Genomic DNA, 24388 nt, shown 5'->3' on the forward strand with positions numbered 1-24388 from the left:
AAGCTATTGTATTGTCTTTAAGGTGCAACTCTAAAGTGATTCATAAAAGCGTTTACACAGCTGTAGGGTTTTGTAGGGATGGTAAAAGTGAGTGTGCTTACTGATATGAGAGTTTGTGGTGTAAAAGACCTCTAGATTAGCGCTACAGTCAACCTTAACGGTTTTACAGAGACTATTAAAAATGTATTCCCAGAGTCCAAAACCCAAATCTGTGTAGTACACCAGATTAGAAATGTTTGTAGATATGTAGTATAGAAAGATAAAAAAGCTTTTACCGCAAGATATGAAGCAGATTTATAACGCGCCTACAAAACAAGCCGCAAAAGATGCTCTAAAAGACTTTGCAGATAAATGGTAAGACAATTGCTCTTAAGTTTTGAAAAGATGCTACAACAACTGGAAAAACCTTATCGTTTTCTTTGAGTTCCTTTAAGAAATCAGAAAATACACCAAAAACAAATTATCCTTTCCCACAGATGATTCTGTTATGAAATCTGTATAATGGGCAGAAAGGGAAGCGACTAAAAAATGGTCTATGCTCATCAAAAACGGACCATTTATAAAAAAGGATTTAACTATTAATTAATTTAAAGTCAAACCCAAGCTGTTTTAACTTACACTTTATAGGGTATAGTGTCTATAACTCATTAAGACCACACCTCTCTAATCATAAGCTTACACTTAATGAAATACACAAACAAAGTCAACTAACAAGAAAAACGTATAAATCAAAAAATCTCAATGAAGCTAGTTTTATTGAGGTTTAAATAATAAATTTAATTCCTTAAGTAGCTGTATCGGTTATCTAGGACTAGACAAACTTTTAATTAATTTCTAATAAAGTATAAATTTTAATTGTGGTAGATAATCAAGTTGCTATCTTAAGCTTACTTATATTTATGCTTCTTATTGGTATACTTAAGATCTTGAACAGCTGTATGATCACTTTAAAATCAACATCAAAACAGAAGAAATTTAGTTCTAATGGTAATAAATACTATCGCAACAATGATTTTCTAAAGTATGTTAAATAGCTTTATTAATTACTTGGGTTTAATTATAGCTGCTCATCATTAGTTAATTAAGCGCATCTCTGGTTTTTCCTTTAGCATGTATCTTTATATCATTAAAAAAGCAGTAGATACCCATGTAAATGCATTCATGTTACAGTACTATATTTTCAGTTTTTTGATAAGAACTTATTCGACTACAGCAATAGTAATAAAAATAAGAATCTTATATTTAAGTTTCTATATAGTAAGATTACTTGTATTAAGTTGTATGGTGTGATTATAAGATTCTCCATAGTACGGTGTAACAAAATAGGTGGCTACGTTCATTTTCAGAGTCAATGCTGAAGTGTAAGCTCACTAGAATAATATCGCTTAAATTAGCCCAAAAGAAAAGCCTCTAGTATCTATATGATATTAGAGGCTTTTATGTGTTCCGCTTTCGCGAAAGCAGAAACTAAATTTTACTAGTTGCTAGTAAGAGAAATATTATCAAGTTCATAAGTTCCGTCAACTGCCGTATCACCGCTTCCTAAATATCTAAAAGCGATAGCGCCTGTTCCTGTTACACAATCTAAAGAAGCATTAGAAGAAAATACCCAGTTACCAAAATTTTCACTATCACTAACTACAATAGGATCTGACATAGGTTCCCACGACGCAGTTGCTACACCAGCGGTAGTTCCATCCCAATCGTTACTGAAAAGTACTTCCATAGAAGAGCCGTCTGCAAAACTGTTAGAAGTTTCAAAAGAAAACACTTCGCCAGTCTGTGCATCAAAATCAAATTGTGGTGTAATCAACCATGCAACTGTACTAGCATCTCCAGATCTAAAAGAACCGCATTGTACACTTTTACCTAATGAAGCATTTGCTCCAGTAGCTGTATATACTTCCCATGTTTCTGTACCAGCTTCTTGAAAGTTAGTCCATCCAGCAGGCATTGCCGCTGCTCCTGTAGATTGTGTTTCAAAATTCTCAGATAAAAGTACATTACTTCCTGGACTAGCTACTGTTCCACAAGCTACGATGTCAAAATTACATCTTACTGTTGCGTCAAAATTAAAGTCTTCTGGAGAATTTACAGCGATTACAAAGAACTCATCTCTGAAATCTCTTTGAAGTATTGCTGTAATTGAACCGCTTCCATTAGGTAGCCTTAAAGCTTTAAAATCAGAAAAAGTACTAGTTTCCATTCTAATAGGAGCAGCAAAGAAGTCACCACAAGTTTGTACTAATCTAACACCATCAAATTGATCTGTTGCTTCTGAGGCAAAAGTTCTATTACTTGCGATATCTGCATCTGTAAATTGCGCTTCAGGTAATTGTATAAGTGTAAGTAAGTTTCCTGTGTTAAACTCAGATGGGCCTGAAACTTGAGTTGGGATGATATCGAATATTTCGCTATCTCTTAATACAACAGAGTCTTGTTGTGAAGGTGCTATTTTTTCAATAGTACCATTACCATTAATTCCTAGAACAGGTACACCATTTGAAATACCGGCAGTAAGTCCATCTAGCTTTACATAAATACGCTGTCCTGGTGCGTACGTTGTAAATAATGGACTGTTGTCTATAAGTATTTTGATACCAGCAGTAGGGTTTTCTATGGCATCTTGTATAATTAACTCTTCAAAGTAATTACCTGCCTCATCACTAGAGATTACATAACCTTCAATAAATTGTTCGTTATTTTCAAAAGTAACTAAGCCTGTCTGGGACTGACCTATCTGGCCTATAACTGCAGACATATCAATTAGGTTTGCAGGAGCTTCAATATCTACAGCTGCAGTGTCTGGAATGTTGAAGTCGTCATCCTCAACACACGAGAAAGTGATTGCTGATAATACAGCAATCGCAAAAAGTTTAGTGAAATTTTTCATATTCTTATTTTTAAATAAATTCATCATTGCTTATTAAAATCTTAAATATACGTTTAGGTAATAAGTTGTTCCATTACCAAAGAAGTAGCGTGGTGCAAATACTTCTTGTGGATTGTTAGCATCATCTCTAACCGATCTGAAATTAGAGTTACGAGATTGTTCAAAACCACCAGTTTTGTATTCTTGATCAAATACATTATTAATAGTCGCAAAGAAACCTACGTACTTATCATCAATTCTCCATGATTTACCACCTATTACATTCCATAACATATAGTTGTCAAACTGTTCTTGTTTCAAAAGCTCGTTGGCAACTTCTTGATCATAATCATTGAACTGGATACCATCATAATCTTGGTTGAAGTTAGCAGATCTTCTTAGATTACTTATGTCAGAGTATGCATTTGCAAAATAGTTTGCGGTAACACCTATATTCCAGTAGTCTGGATCTCTATATTCAAAACCTATTTGCATAGCCGTTTCTGGTCCACCAGATACGTGGTAGTCTTTAAGACTAGTTGTTCCATCACCAAAAGTAAGTTGGCCATCAAAATCGTCACTAGTTAGATATAAGTCTGGATTGTTCGTGAAAACGTTTTGACCTATCGCAGCAGCACCTTTAATTTTGATTGTAGGAGTAACTTGTACTTCTATTCCCAATTCCATTCCTAAATTACGTCTTTCTACATTAGTAAGCACTTCTTGTACAAATGCACTGCCATCATCTAAAGGAAGTCCTGTAAGTCCTTCTGTAAAATAGAACCCTACTTCGCTACCATTTGTAAATTGTGTCGCATAACCTGTTAATCTAGCTTTTACAGTAGGAGTAGAATAAATATAACTTAAATCTGCACTGTAAGATCTTTGAGATTCTAGACCTACGATGGTTTCGTTATTTTGCCTTGCGTTGCTAAAGGAGTTTCTTATAGTTGGAGCTTGTGTGATATAAGCAGCGTTAAAATCAAAAAACTGTTGTCCTGATATTTTATATGTAGCACCACCTTTTACACCAAAATCAGTGAACTCTAGTTTTTCACTTTTACCGAAAGACTCTGCACCTGGGAAATTACCATTCTCATACTTACCATCTCTTTGGTAGGTAGTTCTAGAAACATTTCCTGCAATAAAGAAGTCTACGCTTTTAGTTTTAAACTGAGTTTGAGCAAATGACGCGATAACATCTGCATTAATGTCATAGTTGTATTTATATCGGTCGCCTACTCCTACAATACGGTTAGGTGTGCGCACATTAGATTGTGCTGCCTGATCTAGGTTAATGTTACTAGTTTCCTCTGCAAAGAAATCTACATCAAGAAATCCAGTACCACCCAATAAGTCAGCTAGTAAAGCATAGTTTTCACTATTCAATTTTCTATACCTTATACCACCGTTAAAAAGGATATTATCGGTGAAATCATAAGTCACGATTGTATTAACAGATAATTGATTGTCATCAATGCGATCTTCTTGAATTGCATACAACGAATTACCGCCATTTTCTCTCAGGCTCCTGTTAGCTTCATATAAATTATCCCAGTTTAACTGACCGTCGTTTATAAACGCTTGTTGTGCTTGAAAGGCATATTGAAAATCGATAGGATCTTGTCCGTTTCTTAAAAAATAGGAAGGTAAATTTTGATAATAGTCTGGATTAGGATTTCTAGCACCGCCTACATATGAATTTTGTCCATCAAGTGTAACAAGTCTAGTACCACCATTATCTATACGTGTATTTCCTATTTTACCAAATTGGTAACCTACATTTGTATTTACTTTTAATTTTTCATTTACGGTCCAGTAGTGATTTAACATAAAGATAGGCTCATCTATCTCTCTTATTCGACTGTTGCGTACAACACCATCTTGCAATCCCCAAAAAGGATTGTATTTTCTTCCTTTTAAATCTTTTATCTCTTGAGTTAAAGCTGTCTGGCGACCTCTTCTATTAGGAGTATAAAGTCCAGTGAAGTTAATAGAGTGTGACTCATTGATTTTCTTCTCTACTGATAGACCTAAAGAGTTAGCATCATAAAGAGTACCATCAATATAACCTTCATCACCAGCTCTTCTAGAGGCAGTAATTGCATAAGACCAGCCATTATTAAGAAGTCCAGAACGGTGTGATACCATAAAACGACCTCTGTAACTACGGTTAGAACTGGCATAAGATACTTGAGTACCGGCACGTTGCAGTGATGCTCTCATGTCTATGTTTTGTACACCACCGTATCCACCAAAACTTTGGTCTGCAGCGCTTAAACCCATAGTAAAGTTTTGATTACGTTGTAAATCATTAACTCCACCCCAATCACTCCATTGTGGTCTTCCAGAGAATTGTTTATTCATTTCGATACCATTAATCAGTACCTTACCATCTTCACTATTTAGACCTCTTGGTCTGAAGAAAGTTGCGCTAAAATCAAAAGCAGCAGCTCTTAAAAACTGATCTCTTGAAGATTGTAGTAAACCAGAAACATTATTTGCCGCATTTTCATCATCAGCTAGATCATTCTCTGTCAATGAAATAATACCTTGTGATTGCGTGATGTCAGAATTATCAATCTGTAAATAAAGAGGATCAATATTTACTACATTACTTAAATCGATAACAACAGGTATCGTTTTAGTATAGTAACTATTAGCACTAACTGTAATTTTTTGGTCTCCTACAGGGATAGCACCTTTTACCACAAAGTATCCGTCTGCATCTGTGGTGGCACTGAATTTTGTGCCTTTTACGTTAATTGTCACGCCAGGGATCGGTTCCTCTGTTGCGTCATCGATAACTCTTCCTTTAAGGAGTTCTTGTGCCATACCCAACGTAGATACGAGCATAAAAACAGCCAGAAGAAGTTTGTTAAGTTGTTGATTAATCATTTTATAATATTAAGATTTCGTTATGAAAAGCGCGGCAAAACTACAATTTTCTAATCAGTTGTGTACCTTTGGCGCGCGGTTTGTAAAGAACTTTACATTAACATAACTTTTGAAACCTATTTCAGCATGCGTAAAAATCTATTATTGAGTGTTTTATGTGTTTTCGCTTTCGCGAAAGCGATAACTGCACAAACGTCGGAAAAAGCAAAACAATACAAGGTTAAAACGGTAGCCTTTTATAATTTAGAAAATTTATTTGATATAGAAGACGATCCAACTATAAATGATGAAGCAAGTCCCATCATGGAAATGGCTGAAGGTTTACGAGCAGATGTATACCAAAAGAAATTAACCTCTATGGCGCGTGTAATTCGTAAAATAGGTGCAGATGTTTCTCAATCTGCACCGTCAATAGTAGGAGTTTGTGAGGTAGAAAACAGGAAAGTATTAGAAGACCTAGTAAATCATCCACTACTTATAGAGTTCGATTACGGGATTGAGCATTACGATTCACCAGATAGACGTGGTATCGATACAGGGATGCTTTATAAAAAAAGTGATTTTAAAGTATTAAATAGCGATAGTAGAGAGCTAATTATATATGATAAAAGCTCGGGAAAGCGCAAGTACACTCGTGATCAATTAGTAGTTACTGGAGAGCTAGAAGGCGATAAGATAAGTTTTATAGTTAACCACTGGCCATCTCGTAGCGGTGGCGAGCAAAAAAGTCGTCCAGGTAGAGTCGCAGCAGCCGCGCTAAATAAAAAAATAGTCGATTCACTTCATAGTGTGGACGCTATGTCTAAAATCGTTATTATGGGTGATTTAAATGACGATCCTACTAACGATAGTGTTCTTGTTACACTTAATGCACAAAAGGACAGAGAAGATGTACGACCACAAATGATTTATAACCCTTATATTCAAATGTTAAAAGATGGTTTTGCAACTACCTTTTATCGTGATGCAGGATTTGTTTTTGATCAAATAATGTTCACTTATCCTTTATTAAATGAAGCAAATCAAGAAGGTTATCGTTATTATAATGCAAATGTCTTTAACCCAAGTTTTATGACTAATAAGCGAGGAAGATGGAAAAATACAACGCTACGTAGTTTTGCTGATGGCGGTTTTACAGGTGGCTTTAGTGACCACTTTCCAGTTTATGTATATCTGGTAAAAGAAATCACTGATGCAGATGACATGAAAGTTTCTTCAGGTAAATAATAAATTATTTACAATGCAAATACACAAAAAGCACCTTTACAGAGGTGCTTTTTTGATTTTAAAAATGATAAAAAGCATCTTCAATATGCTCTAGTTTTGTGCCAGCTTTATTTTTGATAATCCCTATAATATCAAATCGCACATCAACGTCATCTTCCACAAAATTTTCTACAAAGTGATTTGCTGTTGCCACCAGTCGTTGGATCTGACCAGGTTTTAAAAAATCCTGTGGATCACCAAATTCAGGTGTAGAACGTGTTTTTACTTCTACAATAACTATTACATCTTTTTTACGAGCGATAATGTCTACCTCGCCTTTTTGATACATATAATTCCTTATCAATATGTCATAGCCAGTTTTCAATAAGTGCAATGCAGCTATTTCTTCACCTTCATTTCCTAAATCATTATGATCTGCCATTATTGGTTAAATTTAATACTTTCAGACTGGATATCGATAGTCATTTCTTTACCTAAAAGTAGCGAGCGATTATCTTCTATATGACCAGCAGGAAAATCAAACAAGATAGGATAGTCATAATCTGCAGTGATCGTTTTAATGATCTCTACCGTATTTTTACCGAAAGGAATTTCATGATCTCTCATAGAAGTCATGCCGCCTATAACTAAAGCTTTTAATTTATTCAGTTTTCCAGCTCGCTTAAGAGAATACATCATACGTTCTATATGATATAAGTACTCATCAATATCCTCTATAAAAAGAATATGATCTTTAGTTTCAGGAAAAGTATCGCTTCCTAACATACTATATAAGATGGACAGATTACCACCTACAATAGGTGCTTTTATAAATTGTCTAGGAATGTTAAATGTATTTTTAATTTCTATAGTTTGACTTTCGCCAAATAGTATTTTCCTCAAGCTTTCCACGCTAGAATCTGGTTTATGCTTTAATTCTAGCGGCATAAAACTGTGTAAGCTAGAAAATCCTTGAGACTGTAATTTACCGTGTAACAAAGTAACATCTGAATAACCAATGATTATGGTGGATTCCGCTTTCGCGAAAGCAGAAAAGTCAATAGCATCGATCAATTGCACCGTTCCATAGCCACCACGAGCGATCCATATAGCATCGATATCTGGGTCATCAATCGCTTGCTGAAAATCTGTCAAGCGTTCTTCTTTAGTACCACCGAATTGATGGTCTCTTCTACCGATGGTACTTCCGTAGCTTACTCTTAAATTCCAAGATTCCAGTAGGCTTTTTGCTAGTTCCAAATCATTTTCTTCTGCACTTCTTGCTGTGCAAAGTATTCTAATATGATCATTGCTTTTGAGATATGAAATGGATAAATAGTTCAAGATATACACAGATTTTGTTTAAAAATACGGTAATACTAATAAATTATAGAGTAGAAAGCATGACTATCTTGCTTTCGCAAAAGCAGAACAAAAAAATATTTTTGATGAACTTGATTTACTATAAAAGCTTAAAATCAGCAACTATTACACCTAGTAAAAGTGTCTTTTAAGAACCTGCAATGTCTTAAATTTGCAGGATTCAAAAGAACTTCATGAGCGATCAAAAACGTTTTACGATTACGGCAGCATTGCCTTATACTAATGGACCAGTTCACATAGGTCATCTGGCAGGAGTTTATGTTCCTGCAGATATTTTTGCGCGTTACCAGCGTATGAAAGGTAGCGACGTGGCTTTTATTTGTGGTAGTGATGAACATGGTGTTCCTATTACTATAAAAGCTAAAAAAGAAGGGATCACTCCGCAAGAATTAGTAGATCGTTATCATAAAATTATAGGTGATTCTTTTAAAGAATTTGGTATTTCATTTGATCATTACGGTCGTACTAGCGCACCTGTACATCATGAAACGGCAAGCGCCTTTTTTACAAAATTATACGACGACGGTAAATTTATAGAACAAGTTACAGAGCAGTTGTACGATCCAGAAGCAGACCAGTTTCTGGCAGATCGTTTTGTGATAGGAACCTGTCCTAAATGTGGCAATACAGAATCTTACGGAGATCAATGCGAGAAATGTGGTACTTCTCATAATGGAACAGATTTAATTGATCCTAAAAGTGCTATCACAGGAAATAAGCCAGAATTAAAAGAAACTAAACACTGGTTTTTACCATTAGATCAATACAGTGACTGGTTGAATGAATGGATTGTAGAAGGTCATTCTAAAGACTGGAAGGCAAATGTTTTAGGTCAGGTAAAAAGCTGGATTACTGACGGTTTACATCCACGTGCGGTGACGCGTGACCTAGATTGGGGAATTCCAGTACCGGTAAATGGAGCTGATGGTAAAGTGCTTTACGTATGGTTTGATGCTCCTATCGGTTATATTTCGGCAACTAAAGAATGGGCGGCTCAAGAAGGTAAGAACTGGGAAGACTACTGGAAAAGTGAGGATACTTCTTTATTACATTTTATAGGTAAGGATAATATTGTTTTTCACTGTGTTATTTTTCCTGCGATGTTAAAAGCGCATGGAGATTATTTATTACCTGAAAATGTACCAGCAAATGAATTTTTAAATTTGGAAGATGATAAAATTTCCACCTCTAGAAATTGGGCAGTTTGGTTGCATGAATACCTGCAAGATTTTCCAGATCAACAAGATGTATTGCGTTATGTGTTAACAGCAAATGCACCAGAAACTAAAGACAATAACTTTACCTGGAAAGATTTTCAAGCGAGAAATAATAATGAGCTGGTTGCTAATTTTGGGAACTTTGTCAATCGTGTGATTGTTTTGACTAACAAATATTACGACGGTGTCGTTCCTGAAACTTCTGATCTAACACAAAGAGATCAAGATGTTATCGATCAAATTAAAACATTTCCTAAATCTATAGGAGAAAGTCTAGATCGTTACCGCTTTAGAGAAGCGCTTCAAGAATTGATGAGTTTATCTAGTATCGGAAACAAGTACATTGCAGAGGAAGGATTAGAGCCATGGAAACTAGTAAAGACAAATCCTGAGCAAGTACAAAACATTATGTATGTGTGTTTGCAAATCACAACTGCTCTTGCAATTTTAAGCGAGCCTTTTTTACCACATACTTCTGAGAAACTTAAATCTATTCTTTGTCATGCTGAACTTGATTCAGCATCTGCTAGCTGGAATCGAGTAGCTGGAAATGAACCACTTCTCAAATCAGGTCATAAAATTAACAAATCAGAATTGCTGTTTTCAAAAATTGAAGATGAACAAATTCAAGCGCAACTTGATAAATTAGAAGCTACTAAGGCTGCAAATGCAACAACAACAACACCTAATCTTATGCCACAAAAAGAAGAAACAAACTACGACGATTTCATGAAAATGGACTTGCGAGTAGGAGAAATTTTGACTGCTGAAAAAATGCCTAAAACAGATAAATTGATGGTCATGACCGTTGATACAGGAATTGATAAAAGAACTATCGTTTCTGGTATTGCAAAACACTACACTGCTGAAGAATTAGTAGGTCGCAAAGTAACGGTCCTTGCAAATCTTGCACCTAGAAAATTGCGTGGTGTAGAATCTCAAGGAATGATTTTACTAGCTGAAGATCCTGATGGGAAACTTGTTTTTGTAAACCCTGATGACGCGGTTGTGAATGGGTCGACAATAGCTTAATATTGAATTCTAAACTTTTCAATTTATACTTAGATATGTTTAAAAATATAATAATTCTGTTGGCTGTTTTTTGTTGCTCAACACAACTGTTTTCTCAAACTACTCAATTGCACTGGCAAGGCGAAGAGCTGGAATTGGGTACAACCTATTTTGCATATGCTAACAACCTTACCTTGCGTAAGGAACCTTCTCTAAATGCTGAAAAAATTGCTCTTTTACCTATTAATCAAGAGCTAAAAGTCATATCAGTATCTGATAAAACCATGCTGTTAAATGGTTATAATAGCTCTTGGGTAGAAGTGCAAGCTGGCGTAAATACTGGTTTTGTTGTATCGGGACTTTTGGCTAATGGTCGTTTTCGTTTAAATGATGGTTCTTTTTTACTTTATAATAAAAATGCAAATCCCTCTTATACTAAAGCCGCAGCAGCTTTGCAATTTAGAAAGGTGAGCAATAATAGTGCTGCTTACATTGAGTTAGGTGAGGCACCGTTGCATCATGATACTTTTGCTGTGGTTTTACATAATAATAAAGGCTTGACCGGAATAGATCATATAATAGAAATAGATCTCACAGCCGAGGCTTGCGGTTTAGAAGGAGGAACAGGTTATGCAACTCTAGCTTTTGAAAAAGGTAAAATTAATTATTTAGGTTTTTATAATAGCGTTTTTGATGGTGGCGCATTTCATATGAAAGAAGCGCTTGTTTTTCCTGGAGACAAAGAAGGCCGTCCAGATACTATCATTTATAAAGGTGAAGAAGGTGGATTTGTTGATGATGAAGAAAACGAATACCGCACCGTTCAGAAAGTAAAAAGTTATGCATGGATCAATGGTCGCTTAGAACGTCCTATTGTAAAATTCACCTACAATTAGTCTTTAGATGATTAGTGTGTTGTTTTATAAAAAAACAACTAAAATGCTTTAAAACTGATAGATATATCAAGTAAACTTGTTTTAAAGCCACTCTACCTGTCTGGTTTGTTTTAGTGCTAGGATAGTTGGTATCACTTTACTTCGGCAACGGCACATAGCTATCATCACCATCCATAATAGGAAAGCTTTTTTCCTTCCAAGCTTGTTTTGCAGCTTCTATTTTCTCTTTAGAGTGACTTACAAAATTCCAATAGATGTGACGTTCTTCTGGAAACGGTTCGCCACCGAAAAGCAACACATGACTACCAGCATAAATAGTGATATTACAAACATCTTCAGTTTTACTTACCAGCATATTTCCTTTTTTAATCATATCGCCACAAGCGTTTACACTTCCAGAAACGATGGTAACACCTATCTCACCACTTAGATTACCAGCAATGTCTAATCGATAATCTTCAGTGGTTTTTATGTCTACCATAAATAATTCAGAATGCACTGGAACTGGCGATTTATGACCATACCCTTTTCCGGCAACAAGTGTAAAACTTGCTCCTTTCTCTTGCCAAGTAGGTAATTCAGAACCTGCTATATGATGAAATTCTGGCTCGATGTCTTCTAATTCTTTAGGCAGTGCTACCCAAATCTGATAGCCATGCATAGTAAATACAGACTTAGCATCTCTCAAATGTTCAGGTGTACGCTCTGTATGAGAACAACCTTTTCCAGCGACCATCCAGTTGACAGAGCCAGGCTCAATTACCTGATTGGTTCCCATAGAATCTTGATGTGTAATTTGCCCTTGTAATAGATAAGTAAGCGTAGAAAGGCCAATATGAGGATGTTGATCTACATCCATATATTTTTCAGGACCTAAAGTTGTCGGTCCCATGTGATCGATAAATATAAAAGGACCAACCATCCTCTTTTTACGAAAAGGTATCAAGCGACCTACTAGAAAATCACCTATATCTCGACTGCGTTCTTCAATAATTAAATCAGTATTAGACATAGTATTAAAAGTAAAATGAAAAATAAAGGTAAATCAAATGTACTAATCACATAAATAGAATTTAGATGAATGCAGTTTCTCGCTTTCGCGAAAGCGTAACATAAATACAGGAAGTTCTTGAATTAAAAACCTCTAAAAGAATGCACTAACTTAAGTAAGCTTTGATAACTTTTTTGCATAGCTCAAAGACTCATCGATTCATAGCTAATCCTGCCACTCTGCAATAAACAAGTTTGTATCGCGTCCACCGCCATTATTACGATTAGAAGAAAAAGCCAAGTACTTTCCGTTGTTGGAGAATACTGGAAAAGCGTCAAAAGTTTCTCCATGCGTGATGCGTTCCAGACCAGTTCCATCGGTATTGATCATGTATAAATTAAAAGGGAAACCACGCTCTGCTTCAAAGTTTGAAGAGAAAAGTACACGTTTCCCATCAGGTAAAAAGAAAGGCGACCAGTTGGCATTTCCTAGTTGGGTCAACTGGCGCAAGTCAGAACCGTCTGCATTACAAATGTAGAGTTCCATCTCTGTAGGTTGTACAAGTCCTACAGCAAGTAAGTCTTTGTATTCTTTGATTTCGGCTTCTGTTTTAGGTCGTGAAGAACGGAAGATCAATTGCGATCCATCTGGTGAGAAAAACGCGCCGCCGTCATAACCTAATTCGTAGGTAATTTGCTTTACTTCACTACCATCGATGTTCATGGTATATAATTCTAGGTCGCCGCTGCGATCGCTGGTAAATACGATTTTATCACCTTGTGGAGAAACGGTAGGCTCTGCATCATAACCTTTTTCATTAGTTAATTGAGCCGTAATATTTCCATCAAGATCTGCCACAAAAATGTCATAGCTGTCATAAATAGGCCATACATATTTACCATTTTCTTTTAATGGTGTGTCTGGACAATTATCCATTTGTAAATGTGTGCTGGCATAAATGATATGCTCATTATCTGGCAAGAAATAAGCACAAGTGGTTCTTCCTTTTCCTGTAGAGATCATTTTAGGAACGCTTTCGCGAAAGCTGTCTCCATTATCCATCAAGAACATTTGATCACAATTGACATCCCAATCGGTATAGTTGCTTTGAAAGATCAATTGCTTGTCGTCAAAACTCCAGTAAGCCTCTGCATTATCACCTCCAAAAGTCACTTGGTACATATCTTTAAAGTGCTTTTCACCTTCCATGATTAATGGGTTTGTTACAGTTTTATTTTCTGATGTTGTAACTGTGTTATCAGTATTTTTTGCGGCCTCTTTACAACTTGCAAATGAGATTATTGCGATAAGAAATAGGAGTGTTCTCATAGATGATTTAATTTTGCGTAAAATTACAAGGTAGATATGAGAATCACGATACTTTTTATAGCCATTTGTTTATTAGTCTCTTGCAAGACCGATGTGAAGACGTTAGAACCCATAAAAGGCAACATGAAAGCTGATGTTGAATATCTTGCTTCTGACAGTTTGCAAGGTCGTGAGACAGGAACTTCTTTTGAGTTACTTGCAGCAGATTATATTGCAAAACGCATGAAAGAATCTGGCCTCGAGCCTAAAGGAAATGAAGGGACTTATTTCCAGACATTTTCTTTTAAACCGTCTAGCGATCCACATCAAGAAGCAGCTTTTACAGACGAGAAAGGCAATGGTTTTTTGACTGGAACTAACGTTATAGGCTACATCGATAATGGTGCTGCTCAAACGGTTGTGATAGGCGCACATTACGATCATTTAGGAATGGGTGGCGAGGGCTCTTTGCATCGTGATGGAAAAGCCATTCACAATGGAGCAGATGATAACGCCAGTGGAGTAGCAGTAATGTTAGATCTAGCTTATGAATTAAAGACCAGTGATAAAAAAGGAAACAACTACCTGTTTATGGCTTTTTCTGGTGAAGAAATGGGATTATTAGGATCCAATTACTTTACTAAAAACTCTACAATCGCTCTAGATTCTATTACCTACATGATCAATATGGATATGGTAGGTAGATTAAATGAAGAGAATAAACTTGCCATTTACGGGACAGGAACTTCTACCAGGTGGACGCAAATTGTAAATGCGGTCAACAAAGATTTTGAGTTGGCTTTAAGTGAAAGTGGTGTAGGACCTAGTGATCATACATCGTTTTACTTGAACGATATTCCAGTATTGCATTTTTTTACTGGACAACATGAAGATTATCACAAGCCAGGTGATGATGCAGAGAAGTTGAATTACGACGGAATGCAAAAAATATCGGATTATATTTTAAGAATCACAGCAGAGTTTGATACCGCAGGAAAATTAGCCTTTAGAAAAACAAAGAACGAAAGCGAAGAAGTACCGCGTTTTAAAGTAGGATTAGGAGTAGTGCCTGACTATTTATTTACAGGAAAAGGAATGCGCATCGATGGAATAAGTGAAGAAAAACCAGCCCAAAAAGCAGGATTGATGAAAGGCGATGTTGTCGTGAAGTTGGGTGATAGTACTATTGTAGACATGATGAGTTACATGCGCACGCTGGCTACTTTTGATAATGGAGATAAAACCAAGGTGACTGTTGATCGCGATGGTAAAATGGTGGAGAAAGAGATTGAGTTTTAGTCTGAATTCTTACGATATGAAATTGAAAAAAGATCGTGTAGTTATTGCTAGTGATGTAATTCGTGACGGAATTGGAATTGAAGTTTATAAGAATAATAAATTAGTCCTTTAAATTTTCCGTTCTGATAAGGATAAGAATAGAATTGTAAATTTATTTCAGAAAGACATTCCTTTAAGTTGGATTGAAGAAAGTTTGGAGGTTTTCAGGAAAGAAATACCTCGAGATTTTAATGATTAAATGATTTCTAAAAATATCTCAATTTTGTTTTTCTATTTACATTTTCATATTACTTTTGCCGCCAATCTCAAGGGGTGCTTTTTCAACCGCATGAATAGTGTTGTTGAAATGGCTGAGATAATACCCAAGGAACCTGGGCGAGTAATGTCGCTAAGGGAAAAGATGTAAACTGGTTTGATGTATTTATTTAGCTTTTCATTTTTATTTCAAAATGGAAGTTGATCCTGAGGTTGCTCAGGAAGAAATCGTGCATTTAATTATTTTATTTCAAGAGAATCCTTCAAACATTTTATTTTAATCAAACCGAATAAATGCCCCTTTTATTTGAACTTAATTTAAGTTCTTATGAAACATTTAGGTCGCGTTTTTATTGCAGCTGCACTGGCAACAACCAGTCTCGCAATGGCGCAAAACAAACAGGAGCAAGACTCCACAAAAGCAGAAAAACTAGACGAAGTTCTAGTAAAAGCAGTACGTGTCGATGCAAAATCGCCCATCACACACACCAATTTATCCAAAAAAGAAATTGCAAAGCGCAATTTAGGACAGGATATTCCTATGTTATTGAATTTCTTGCCATCTGTAGTCACCACGAGTGATGCTGGTGCAGGAATAGGATATACAGGTCTTAGAATACGAGGTGTGAGTTCTCAATCTACTAACGTGACGATCAACGGTATTCCTTATAGTGATGCAGAATCATTGGGTACATTCTGGGTCAACCTAGGAGATTTTGCCAGTTCTGTAGAAAATTTGCAGGTACAACGTGGTGTGGGAACAAGTACAAATGGTAGTGGCGCTTTTGGTGCAAGTATCAATATTCTAACCGATGGTTTTTCAAGGGAAGCTAGCGGTGAGATTTCTAATTCCTTCGGTAGTTTTAATAGTAGAAAACATACAGTTAAGTTTTCTACAGGATTAATGAATGATCACTTTGAAATTGCCGGTCGATTATCAAATATTGAGTCTGATGGTTATATAGATCGCGCTTCTACCAGTTTAAAGTCGTACTTTCTACAAGGTTCTTATGTAGATGATAATACACTTATCAAGGCCATTACATTTGGTGGTAATAATGTGACCTATCAATCTTGGTTCGGTATAGATGCCAATCAACTTAGGGAAGACAGAAGATTTAATCCTGCAGGACAGTTTACAGATGAAAATGGAGATACACAATTTTATGATAATGAGGTAGATGATTACCGTCAGGACCATTATCAACTGCACTGGAATGAGCGTATTAATAGAAATTGGTCTACTAACATAGGGTTGAATTATACGTATGGTCGCGGTTTCTTTGAGCAGTTTAGAGAAGATGATGACTTTGCTACTTATGGTTTTGATGAGTTAACCGTAAATGGACAAACAGTAAATACTACAGATCTTGTGCGCCGCAGATGGTTAGATAACGACTACTACGTTTTTAATGCTAGTGCTAATTATAAAAATAATGAGATAGATCTAGTTTTTGGAACAAGCATAAGTCATTATGATGGTGATCATTTTGGAGAGGTGATTTGGGCTAGATTTGCAAGCCAGTCTAACATAAGAGATCGTTATTATGAAGGTAATGGAAAGAAAAACGACTTTTCAGTATTCTCAAAAGCTACTTATAAATTAAATGACCGCTTTCAATTATACGGTGATCTACAAGTAAGAAACGTGAACTATGAAACATCTGGTATTAATTCAAATCTTACAGAATTTCTAGTAGATGAAAACTTCACTTTCTTTAATCCTAAAGCTGGTGTTACTTATGAGTACGATGATAACAATGATCTTTATTTCTCTTATGCGCGAGCAAATAGAGAACCTAACAGAGATGATTTTGAAAGTGATCCTAATGTGCAGCCAGAACAACTCAATGATTTTGAATTAGGATGGAGACATAAAAAAGGAAACTTTACTTTTAATGCAAACACCTATTTCATGTTGTATAATGAACAACTGGTATTAAGTGGTGAGATCAATGATGTAGGAGCACCTATTAGAACCAACAGCGGTGAAAGTTATCGTTTAGGATTAGAACTAGATGCTATCATACCGGTAAGTCCTCAATTAACATTGCAACCTAACCTTGCATTAAGTAGCAATAGAAATAGAGAAACTATACGTTCTTTTGACGGTGAGATTCAGAATTTAGGAAGTACGGATATAGCGTTCTCTCCTAATGTTGTTGCGGCAAATGCTATTGTTTTTCAGCCAGTGAAAAACTTACAAATCTCTTTACTAAGTAAATTTGTAGGAGAACAGTTTATGAGCAATACAGAAGCTAGAGATTCTAAGCTGGACAGCTATTTTACAAATGATCTTAATTTCATTTATACTGTAAAACCAAAATCTATTTTTGATTCAGTTGTTTTTACAGCTTTAGTAAATAACATCTTCAATGAGAAGTTTGTTTCTAACGGTTACTACTTCACCTTTGATGATGATTTTAGTAATCCAGGAACCGTTTCTACGGTAGAAGGAGCAGGTTTTTATCCGCAGGCTGGAATTAATTTCTTGACAGGAGTGACTTTGAACTTCTAATAATTACATTTCAAAATCGCTCTTCATTGCTATGGAGAGCGATTTAAGTTAATTACTCACTCTAACCACTTCACCTATACGTTCTGCTCTGTAAGCTTTAAGTCCAAAACGTCCATCGCCTTGAATAGGCTGTCCAGTAATAACATTGTATTTATTTTGATCTTCTGGACAAGGGCAAGTTGCTTCTATACCACTAATGCTCATTCGAGAGCATGAATTAGGAGAGTGATTAGGATCACTTAATTCATAAGCCACATATTGATTACTGCTTATGCGATAAACAATAATGCCACGCAATCCTACATCAGGAACAGTTACAAAATTCAGATCAAAATTCAGATTGCCGAATTGGGGCAAATTGGTGTTTAAATCAATTTGAAAACCTATATCTATAAGAAACGGATTATTAGTTCGACCGTCATCACTAGTGCATGCAAAAATGACTAGTAAGAAAGAAAGAAGGTAGGCTTTACGTAATTTCATAACAATTGTGGGATAAGTTGTAAAAGTATAACGATCTGATTGATATTTATTATATTTGTTTGATAATCCCGCAGCAATGATGGGATTTTGTTTTTTGTAATTACTAGCCATGAAGTGAGTTATGAGGCTAGTTTTATATTGCTTTTTAATTGTTTCGCTTTCGCGAAAGCGAAGTAGTTAAAAGTTCATGCCGCACTTAATGCGTTAGGAGAGCTAGAACAAAACAATTTAAAAAAAGAAACTATGAGTAACGTATCATATTATACAGAAGAAGGATTTAAAAAGCTGAAAGAAGAGCTAAAACATTTAAAAGATGTAGAGCGTCCAGCGGCATCACAGGCCATAGGTGAGGCTCGAGATAAGGGCGATTTAAGTGAAAATGCAGAATATGATGCTGCAAAAGAAGCTCAAGGAATGCTAGAAATGCGCATTTCAAAATTAGAAGCAATCGTTTCTAGCGCACGTATTGTAGATGAAAACACTTTGGATCTTTCAAAGGTGTTGATTCATAGTACCGTAAAAATTAAGAATCTAGGAAATAAAATGACCATGAACTACAAACTTGTTGCACAAAGCGAGGCAGATGTTACCAAAGGTCATATCTCTGTAGAGTCTCCTATAGGTAAAGCTTTACTAGGTAAAGAAGTAGGTGAGATTGCAGAGGCTGTTGTACCAGTAGGAACTATCCAGCTAGAAATTCTGGAAATTTCAAGAGATTAATCATGAGCGTATTCACAAAAATTATTACAGGTGAGATTCCAGCTTTTAAAGTGGCAGAGAACGAAGATTTCATTGCTTTTTTAGACATCAATCCTAATGCGCCAGGCCATACACTTTGTGTTCCTAAGAAGGAAGTTGATTATATTTTTGATCTAGATGGCATGACGTACTTTGATTTGATGGATTTCTCTAGAGAAGTAGCCATCGCTTTAAAAGAAGAAGTTCCTTGTTTGCGTGTAGGTATGTCTGTTATAGGACTGGAAGTACCACATGTACATGTACATTTGATACCATTGCGCGATATGGAAGACATGCGTTTTTCTAATAAAGTAAGCATGAGTAAAGAAGATATGCAGGACCTTGCAGATCGTGTAAAAGCAAGATTTGATTCTTAAAAACCCCAGAAAATTTGGTTGTGAATTTTATTGCTTATAAAAATTAATCGAACCAAATTTATCAGGGATCTGTTTTTGATTCGGCATTTAAATAATTATTCGAGATATACCTCAAGTCATTTACGTCTTTAAGTTTTGAGTCCTTGGATTTGTTAAGGGTTCATTTTCACAGATGTGGACTTAAATTCTTATCTATGAATGTTTTTAAAGTATTATAAGATTTAATTCAAGCCTCTTTTCCTAATAAAAAACTCTTTCATTAATCTGGCACAAGGTTCTTCTAAGATTCCTTGAATCACGTTTGTTTTAGGATGCAATTTTGTTCCCATAAATTGATAACCTCTTTGTGCATCACTTGCTGCAAAAACTAGAGTTCCTATTTGTGACCAGTACAAAGCTCCTGCACACATCTGGCAAGGTTCTAAAGTTACATAAAGTGTACAATCTTTTAAATATTTACCACCTATAAAACTAGATGCTGCGGTAATCGCCTGCATTTCTGCATGTGCGGTGACATCGGTAAGTGTTTCTGTAAGATTATGACCTTTTGCAATGACTCTATTTTGAGCAACAATTACGGCTCCTACAGGAATCTCGTCGCGATCAAAAGCTGCTTCTGCTTCTTGTAAAGCTTTTCTCATGAAATACTCGTGGTCAAATGGTTCTATCATTTGGTAAAAATAGAGCTAAAAATAAAAGGAAAAAGAAAATACTGTCAGTTTGAGCGATAGTCGAAAACGCTTATAAAATCTCGATGTTTTTAAGTTTGATGAAGCAAAAGAACTAAAATTAGATTTTAAACAAGGCAAGACTTTTGATGAGGTTAGTTTCTAATTTAAAACACTAACCATGAAAGAATACTATTCCTTCAAAATTTCAGAGCCGTGTCACGAGGACTGGAATCAAATGACGCCTTCTGCAAAAGGCCGATTTTGTTCTTCTTGCGAGAAGACTGTAATTGATTTTACTGAAATGAGCTCATTTGAGATCAGTAATTATCTTAAAGAAAATTTACACAACGGAGTTTGTGGGCGTATTTACAAATCCCAACTGGAACGCATAGTGGTACAAATACCAGCAAAAATGCTTTTGGAGCCGCGTCTAGCACATCGATTCTTTGCTTTAGCCTTATTAATTGTCATGGGGACAACTTTATTTAGTTGTATTAATGAAAGTGGTAATAAACAAAAAATTGACGCAGTTGAGGTGATGGAATTGGAAGATGCCGACTCTTTACTGTTAGGAGTGGTTCCACCACCTAAAGCAATAATAGATTCAACTAAAATTAAAAGTTATGAGTATTTAAATTCTGATTCAAGCGATGAGGTTGTTCCGATAACTGGAGGATTCAGTACTGCATCACCAATACCAATGCCGCCAGTGGGAATGATTGTAATTGAAGATGAATTCAAAGATGGAGTACCATTCACAATCGTTGATACATCTCCAGAATTTCCTGATACGCCACAGTATTTGAGCAGAGATGAGAAAAGAGTTTATTTCTCATCAAAAGTGAAAGATCACATCGATAAACATTTTGATACAAATATCATTCGTCATAAAAAAGACCAGCTACAAAAAGTTTCAGTTCGATTCACAATAGATTCATCGGGCAATGTTGCAGATATAGAAACTCGTGCTAATTACAAACAGTATCAAGACGAGGCAGTTAGAGTATTGAAATTGCTTCCTATGTTTACCTCTGGTCAACAAAGAGGCAATAAAATTGATGTTATCTACTCGCTCCCAATTATTTTCATGACTGGTAGTAAGTAACCAACAATTTACCAAATCCTTAAATCGTCAAAATACTTTTTCGGCTTACCTTTGATGCATGTTCAAGACTTTACTAGAAACTATAAATGATACGGTTGATTTAAGACGCTTTCGCGAAAGCGAACTCGAACAAATTGCTCAAGAATTAAGAGCCTTTATTATTGATATAGTTGCTGCAAAAGAAGGGCATCTGGGCGCAAGTCTCGGTGTGGTAGAATTAACCATTGCCTTGCATTATGTTTTTAATACACCAGATGATCAGTTGGTTTGGGATGTTGGGCATCAAGCTTATGGACATAAAATATTGACTGGTCGTCGTGATGTTTTTCATACGAATCGTGATTTAGGCGGGATTTCTGGTTTTCCTAAACGTTCAGAAAGTGAGTACGATACTTTTGGAACTGGTCACAGTTCTACTTCTATAAGTGCTGCGCTAGGAATGGCTATGGCTAGTGCTTTAAAAAAGGAAGATAGAAAACATATTGCTGTTGTAGGTGATGCCAGTATCGCTAGTGGTATGGCGTTTGAGGCTTTGAATCATGCTGGTGTGAGTGGTGCAGACCTTTTAGTGATTCTCAACGATAATGCTATAGGAATAGACCCTAGTGTAGGTGCGCTTAAATATTACCTAACAACTACAAAGTCTGGTAAAGAAACAGGAAATGACAACATTTTTGAATCACTTAACTTTGATTATTCTGGTCCTATTGATGGTCATGATTTACCTCTATTACTAAGCGAACTTAAAAGACAAAAAAACTTAAAAGGACCTAGACTTTTACACATAAGAACAGTTAAAGGTAAAGGTTTAAAGCAAGCTGAAATAGATCAAGTGCGTTATCATGCACCAGGTAAATTTGATAAAATTACAGGTGAGATTCCAGCTAGTGATAGCAGTAAGTTGCCACCTAAATTTCAAGATGTTTTTGGTCATACAATTGTAGAGCTGGCACAAGAAAACGAAAAAATAGTTGGTATTACACCAGCGATGCCTACTGGTAGTTCTATGAAAATAATGATGGAAGCTATTCCAGATCGTGCTTTTGACGTAGGTATTGCAGAGCAGCATGCGGTCACTCTTGCTGCTGGTATGGCAACTCAAGGATTGGTGCCTTTTTGTAATGTATATTCTACTTTTTTACAACGCGCTTATGATCAGATTATTCATGATGTGGCTTTGCAAAAGTTACCGGTTATTTTTTGTCTGGATCGGGCAGGATTAGTAGGTCAAGATGGTGCGACGCATCATGGCGTTTTTGATCTTGCTTATTTGAATTGTGTACCAGACTTAATCGTTGCTGCACCTATGGATGCTGTAGAAATGAGAAACATGATGTTTACGGCTTCTCAAGGATTAGAATTACCTATTGCCATAAGATATCCGCGTGGTCGTGGTAAAATCGTGAACTGGAAACAGCCTTTTAAACAGATAGAAATAGGTTCTTCTAGGTTATTAAAATCAGGTAAGAATATTGCCATTATAAGCATCGGCCCGATAGGTACGATGATTCAAGAATTGCTAGAGCATGAAAATTTGAATTGTACACATTTAGACATTCGTTTTTTGAAGCCTATTGATCAGAAAGCTTTAGATCGTATTTTTAAAAACCACGATCACGTTATTAGCATAGAAGATGGAACGATAATCGGTGGTTTAGGAAGTGTTGTTTGTGATCTCGCTTTCGCGAAAGCGTATCAAGGAATCATTCATAAACTAGGTATTCCAGATTCCTTTATAGAACATGGCCCTACTGCAGATTTACATAGGATGGTAAGTATAGATCGAGAGACTGTTTTGAATTTGATTGAAAAACTAAAAGCTTAAATTTTACCGTTGATCACCTCAAACAAAGCAATCGATTTGCTATCTGTTAAGGATGCGACATAACCGCAAACATCTAGAATACGTTCGTAATCTGACGTGCCATTAATTTTTAATCCTTTACAAGACTTTAATATCAATTGGTCATAAGAGTTGTCTACATTATTCAAATCATTTATGCTAGCTTCTACCGCAGCGGCTAGAATGTCTTGTAAGATTTTATATCCAGCAATTTCTTTTTGGATCACTTCTTCATTATTGTATACACGGTCTATGGTAATACTTAAAATATCTTGTATTTGCGACTTGTATTTGGATCTATCAGTAAGTGCATGAGGAAAAGTGCCAGCTAAGATCGCTTCTTCATTTTCCATAAATATAGCTACACAATCAGTGATTAAATTATTAATAGCAAGCGACCTTAGGTAAGATAATCGTTCTGAAGTAGTAGAAAGCTGCGTGTAAACTTCTGTTCTAATAGTGTCTCTTACTAGATTGATTAATTGCTCTAGCGCATGATCTTCACTGATCCAGCCTAAATTAATGCCGTCTTCAAAATCAATAATCGTATAACAAATATCATCTGCCGCTTCTACCAGATAAGTTAATGGATGACGGTAATGCGATTCTTCATTATCAGTTCGATTCACAAGACCTAATTCGTTTGCTACGTCATTAAAATGAGCAAGATCTGCCTGGAAGATGCCGTATTTCTTTTGTGAAATATGTTTAGTAGGTCGATGGGGTAAAGATTCTTTTGGGTATTTGATAAATGCTCCTAATGTGGCATAAGAAAGTCTCAAACCACCAGAAGTTCCTGGACTATCTAGATTTAATAATCGGTATCCATTTGCATTTCCTTCATAAGAAAGTAAGTCTTGTTGTTGCTTTCGCGAAAGCGTACTTATCATTCCAGCACCTCGATCTGTTTTAAAGAAACTACCTATCGCCTTTTCACCACTATGACCGAATGGTGGATTACCTATATCATGAGCTAGCGCTGCTGCTGCTACAATAGCACCAAAATCCTGTTGTTTGTAACCCAATGAGACTAAATCTGGATGTTTTTCTAATAGTAACTTTCCTGCCATTCTTCCTAGGGAACGACCTACGACACTTACTTCAAGACTGTGCGTTAATCTAGTGTGTACAAAACCGGTCTGACTTAAAGGAATGACTTGCGTTTTATCTTGTAAGGATCTAAAGTGTTGTGAGAAAATGACGCGATCATAATCTACTTCAAAACCCAATCGCAATTCATCCTGATTTGCTCTAGGTCTAGGTTGCGAGTCGCCATATCGTTTAAGAGAAAGTAGTTGCTGCCAGTTCATTTACTTA

19 protein-coding genes and 1 pseudogene are annotated in these 24388 nt (G+C 35.9%); 11 read left to right on the plus strand and 9 right to left on the minus strand.

Annotated elements, in window-relative coordinates:
- Positions 1–586: pseudogene (locus tag ACTF54_RS07370) on the plus strand (transposase); the annotation flags it as partial.
- An 891-nt stretch (positions 587–1477) separates the two neighbouring features.
- Here the strand turns inward: ACTF54_RS07370 and ACTF54_RS07375 are convergent.
- Positions 1478–2893: a DUF5689 domain-containing protein gene (locus ACTF54_RS07375; protein ID WP_347196157.1), complete on the minus strand. Its 1416-nt coding sequence runs from the start codon at positions 2891–2893 to the stop codon at positions 1478–1480.
- 33 nt (positions 2894–2926) lie between these two features.
- Complete coding sequence (locus ACTF54_RS07380; protein WP_347196158.1) at positions 2927–5770, minus strand: TonB-dependent receptor; 2844 nt, start codon at positions 5768–5770, stop codon at positions 2927–2929.
- A 126-nt stretch (positions 5771–5896) separates the two neighbouring features.
- Between ACTF54_RS07380 and ACTF54_RS07385 the strand changes: the two genes are divergently transcribed.
- Positions 5897–6997, plus strand: a complete 1101-nt coding sequence (locus tag ACTF54_RS07385; RefSeq protein WP_438969066.1) for an endonuclease/exonuclease/phosphatase family protein — start codon at positions 5897–5899, stop codon at positions 6995–6997.
- Positions 6998–7055: 58 nt separating this feature from the next.
- Here the strand turns inward: ACTF54_RS07385 and ACTF54_RS07390 are convergent, their stop codons facing one another.
- Together ACTF54_RS07390 and ACTF54_RS07395 are read right to left on the minus strand one after the other, a co-directional pair.
- Complete coding sequence (locus ACTF54_RS07390; RefSeq protein WP_347196160.1) at positions 7056–7418, minus strand: YraN family protein; 363 nt, start codon at positions 7416–7418, stop codon at positions 7056–7058.
- On the minus strand, positions 7418–8329 hold the full coding sequence (locus ACTF54_RS07395; protein WP_347196161.1) for a S66 peptidase family protein: 912 nt from the start codon (positions 8327–8329) through the stop codon (positions 7418–7420). The genes ACTF54_RS07390 and ACTF54_RS07395 overlap by 1 nt, the downstream gene beginning before the upstream one ends.
- A 203-nt stretch (positions 8330–8532) precedes the next feature.
- On the opposite strand from ACTF54_RS07395, the gene metG reads away from it, so the two are divergent.
- Positions 8533–10608, plus strand: a complete 2076-nt coding sequence (metG, locus tag ACTF54_RS07400) for a methionine--tRNA ligase (protein ID WP_438969067.1) — start codon at positions 8533–8535, stop codon at positions 10606–10608.
- Between the two features lie 107 nt (positions 10609–10715).
- A complete protein-coding gene (locus ACTF54_RS07405; RefSeq protein ID WP_347196163.1) occupies positions 10716–11483 on the plus strand; it encodes an SH3 domain-containing protein in 768 nt (255 codons plus the stop codon).
- A gap of 136 nt (positions 11484–11619) precedes the next feature.
- Here the strand turns inward: ACTF54_RS07405 and ACTF54_RS07410 are convergent, their stop codons facing one another.
- Together ACTF54_RS07410 and ACTF54_RS07415 are read right to left on the minus strand one after the other, a co-directional pair.
- Positions 11620–12495, minus strand: coding sequence for a pirin family protein (locus ACTF54_RS07410; protein ID WP_347196164.1), 876 nt, complete (start codon positions 12493–12495; stop codon positions 11620–11622).
- 204 nt (positions 12496–12699) lie between these two features.
- Positions 12700–13803 carry a TolB family protein gene (locus ACTF54_RS07415; RefSeq protein ID WP_438969068.1) on the minus strand — a complete coding sequence of 368 codons (1104 nt, stop codon included), beginning with the start codon at positions 13801–13803 and terminating at the stop codon, positions 12700–12702.
- 36 nt (positions 13804–13839) lie between these two features.
- Between ACTF54_RS07415 and ACTF54_RS07420 the strand changes: the two genes are divergently transcribed.
- The 3 genes from ACTF54_RS07420 (at position 13840) to ACTF54_RS07430 (ending at position 17854) form a co-directional block, all read left to right on the plus strand.
- Positions 13840–15081 (plus strand): M20/M25/M40 family metallo-hydrolase, encoded by a 1242-nt coding sequence (locus ACTF54_RS07420; protein WP_347196166.1) that lies wholly within the window; start codon positions 13840–13842, stop codon positions 15079–15081.
- Entirely contained in the window at positions 15071–15193 is a 123-nt protein-coding gene (locus ACTF54_RS07425; RefSeq protein ID WP_438969069.1) for a hypothetical protein, read from the plus strand. Before ACTF54_RS07420 ends, ACTF54_RS07425 begins: the two co-directional genes overlap by 11 nt.
- 471 nt (positions 15194–15664) lie before the next feature.
- A complete protein-coding gene (locus ACTF54_RS07430) occupies positions 15665–17854 on the plus strand; it encodes a TonB-dependent receptor (RefSeq protein WP_438969070.1) in 2190 nt (729 codons plus the stop codon).
- A gap of 48 nt (positions 17855–17902) precedes the next feature.
- Here the strand turns inward: ACTF54_RS07430 and ACTF54_RS07435 are convergent, their stop codons facing one another.
- A complete protein-coding gene (locus ACTF54_RS07435; RefSeq protein ID WP_347195322.1) occupies positions 17903–18448 on the minus strand; it encodes a Rieske (2Fe-2S) protein in 546 nt (181 codons plus the stop codon).
- 132 nt (positions 18449–18580) lie between these two features.
- Here ACTF54_RS07435 and greA point away from each other — a divergent pair, with 132 nt between their 5' ends.
- Both greA and ACTF54_RS07445 read left to right on the plus strand, forming a co-directional pair.
- Positions 18581–19057 carry a transcription elongation factor GreA gene (gene greA, locus ACTF54_RS07440; protein WP_347195323.1) on the plus strand — a complete coding sequence of 159 codons (477 nt, stop codon included), beginning with the start codon at positions 18581–18583 and terminating at the stop codon, positions 19055–19057.
- On the plus strand, positions 19057–19452 hold the full coding sequence (locus ACTF54_RS07445) for an HIT family protein (protein WP_347195331.1): 396 nt from the start codon (positions 19057–19059) through the stop codon (positions 19450–19452). The genes greA and ACTF54_RS07445 overlap by 1 nt, the downstream gene beginning before the upstream one ends.
- A 221-nt stretch (positions 19453–19673) precedes the next feature.
- Here ACTF54_RS07445 and ACTF54_RS07450 read toward each other — a convergent pair whose 3' ends face one another.
- Positions 19674–20123 carry a nucleoside deaminase gene (locus ACTF54_RS07450; protein WP_347195324.1) on the minus strand — a complete coding sequence of 150 codons (450 nt, stop codon included), beginning with the start codon at positions 20121–20123 and terminating at the stop codon, positions 19674–19676.
- Between the two features lie 178 nt (positions 20124–20301).
- Between ACTF54_RS07450 and ACTF54_RS07455 the strand changes: the two genes are divergently transcribed.
- Both ACTF54_RS07455 and ACTF54_RS07460 read left to right on the plus strand, forming a co-directional pair.
- On the plus strand, positions 20302–21228 hold the full coding sequence (locus tag ACTF54_RS07455; protein WP_438969071.1) for a hypothetical protein: 927 nt from the start codon (positions 20302–20304) through the stop codon (positions 21226–21228).
- Between the two features lie 58 nt (positions 21229–21286).
- The gene (locus ACTF54_RS07460; protein ID WP_438969072.1) at positions 21287–23053 is read left to right on the plus strand and encodes a 1-deoxy-D-xylulose-5-phosphate synthase; all 1767 of its coding nucleotides are present in this window, start codon (positions 21287–21289) and stop codon (positions 23051–23053) included.
- Here ACTF54_RS07460 and dgt read toward each other — a convergent pair.
- Positions 23050–24381 (minus strand): dGTP triphosphohydrolase, encoded by a 1332-nt coding sequence (gene dgt / locus ACTF54_RS07465; RefSeq protein ID WP_438969073.1) that lies wholly within the window; start codon positions 24379–24381, stop codon positions 23050–23052. The two genes, ACTF54_RS07460 and dgt, sit on opposite strands and share 4 nt — an antisense overlap.
- Positions 24382–24388 lie beyond the last annotated feature (7 nt).

The organism is Nonlabens sp. (assembly GCF_965657255.1).
GTDB lineage: Bacteria > Bacteroidota > Bacteroidia > Flavobacteriales > Flavobacteriaceae > Nonlabens.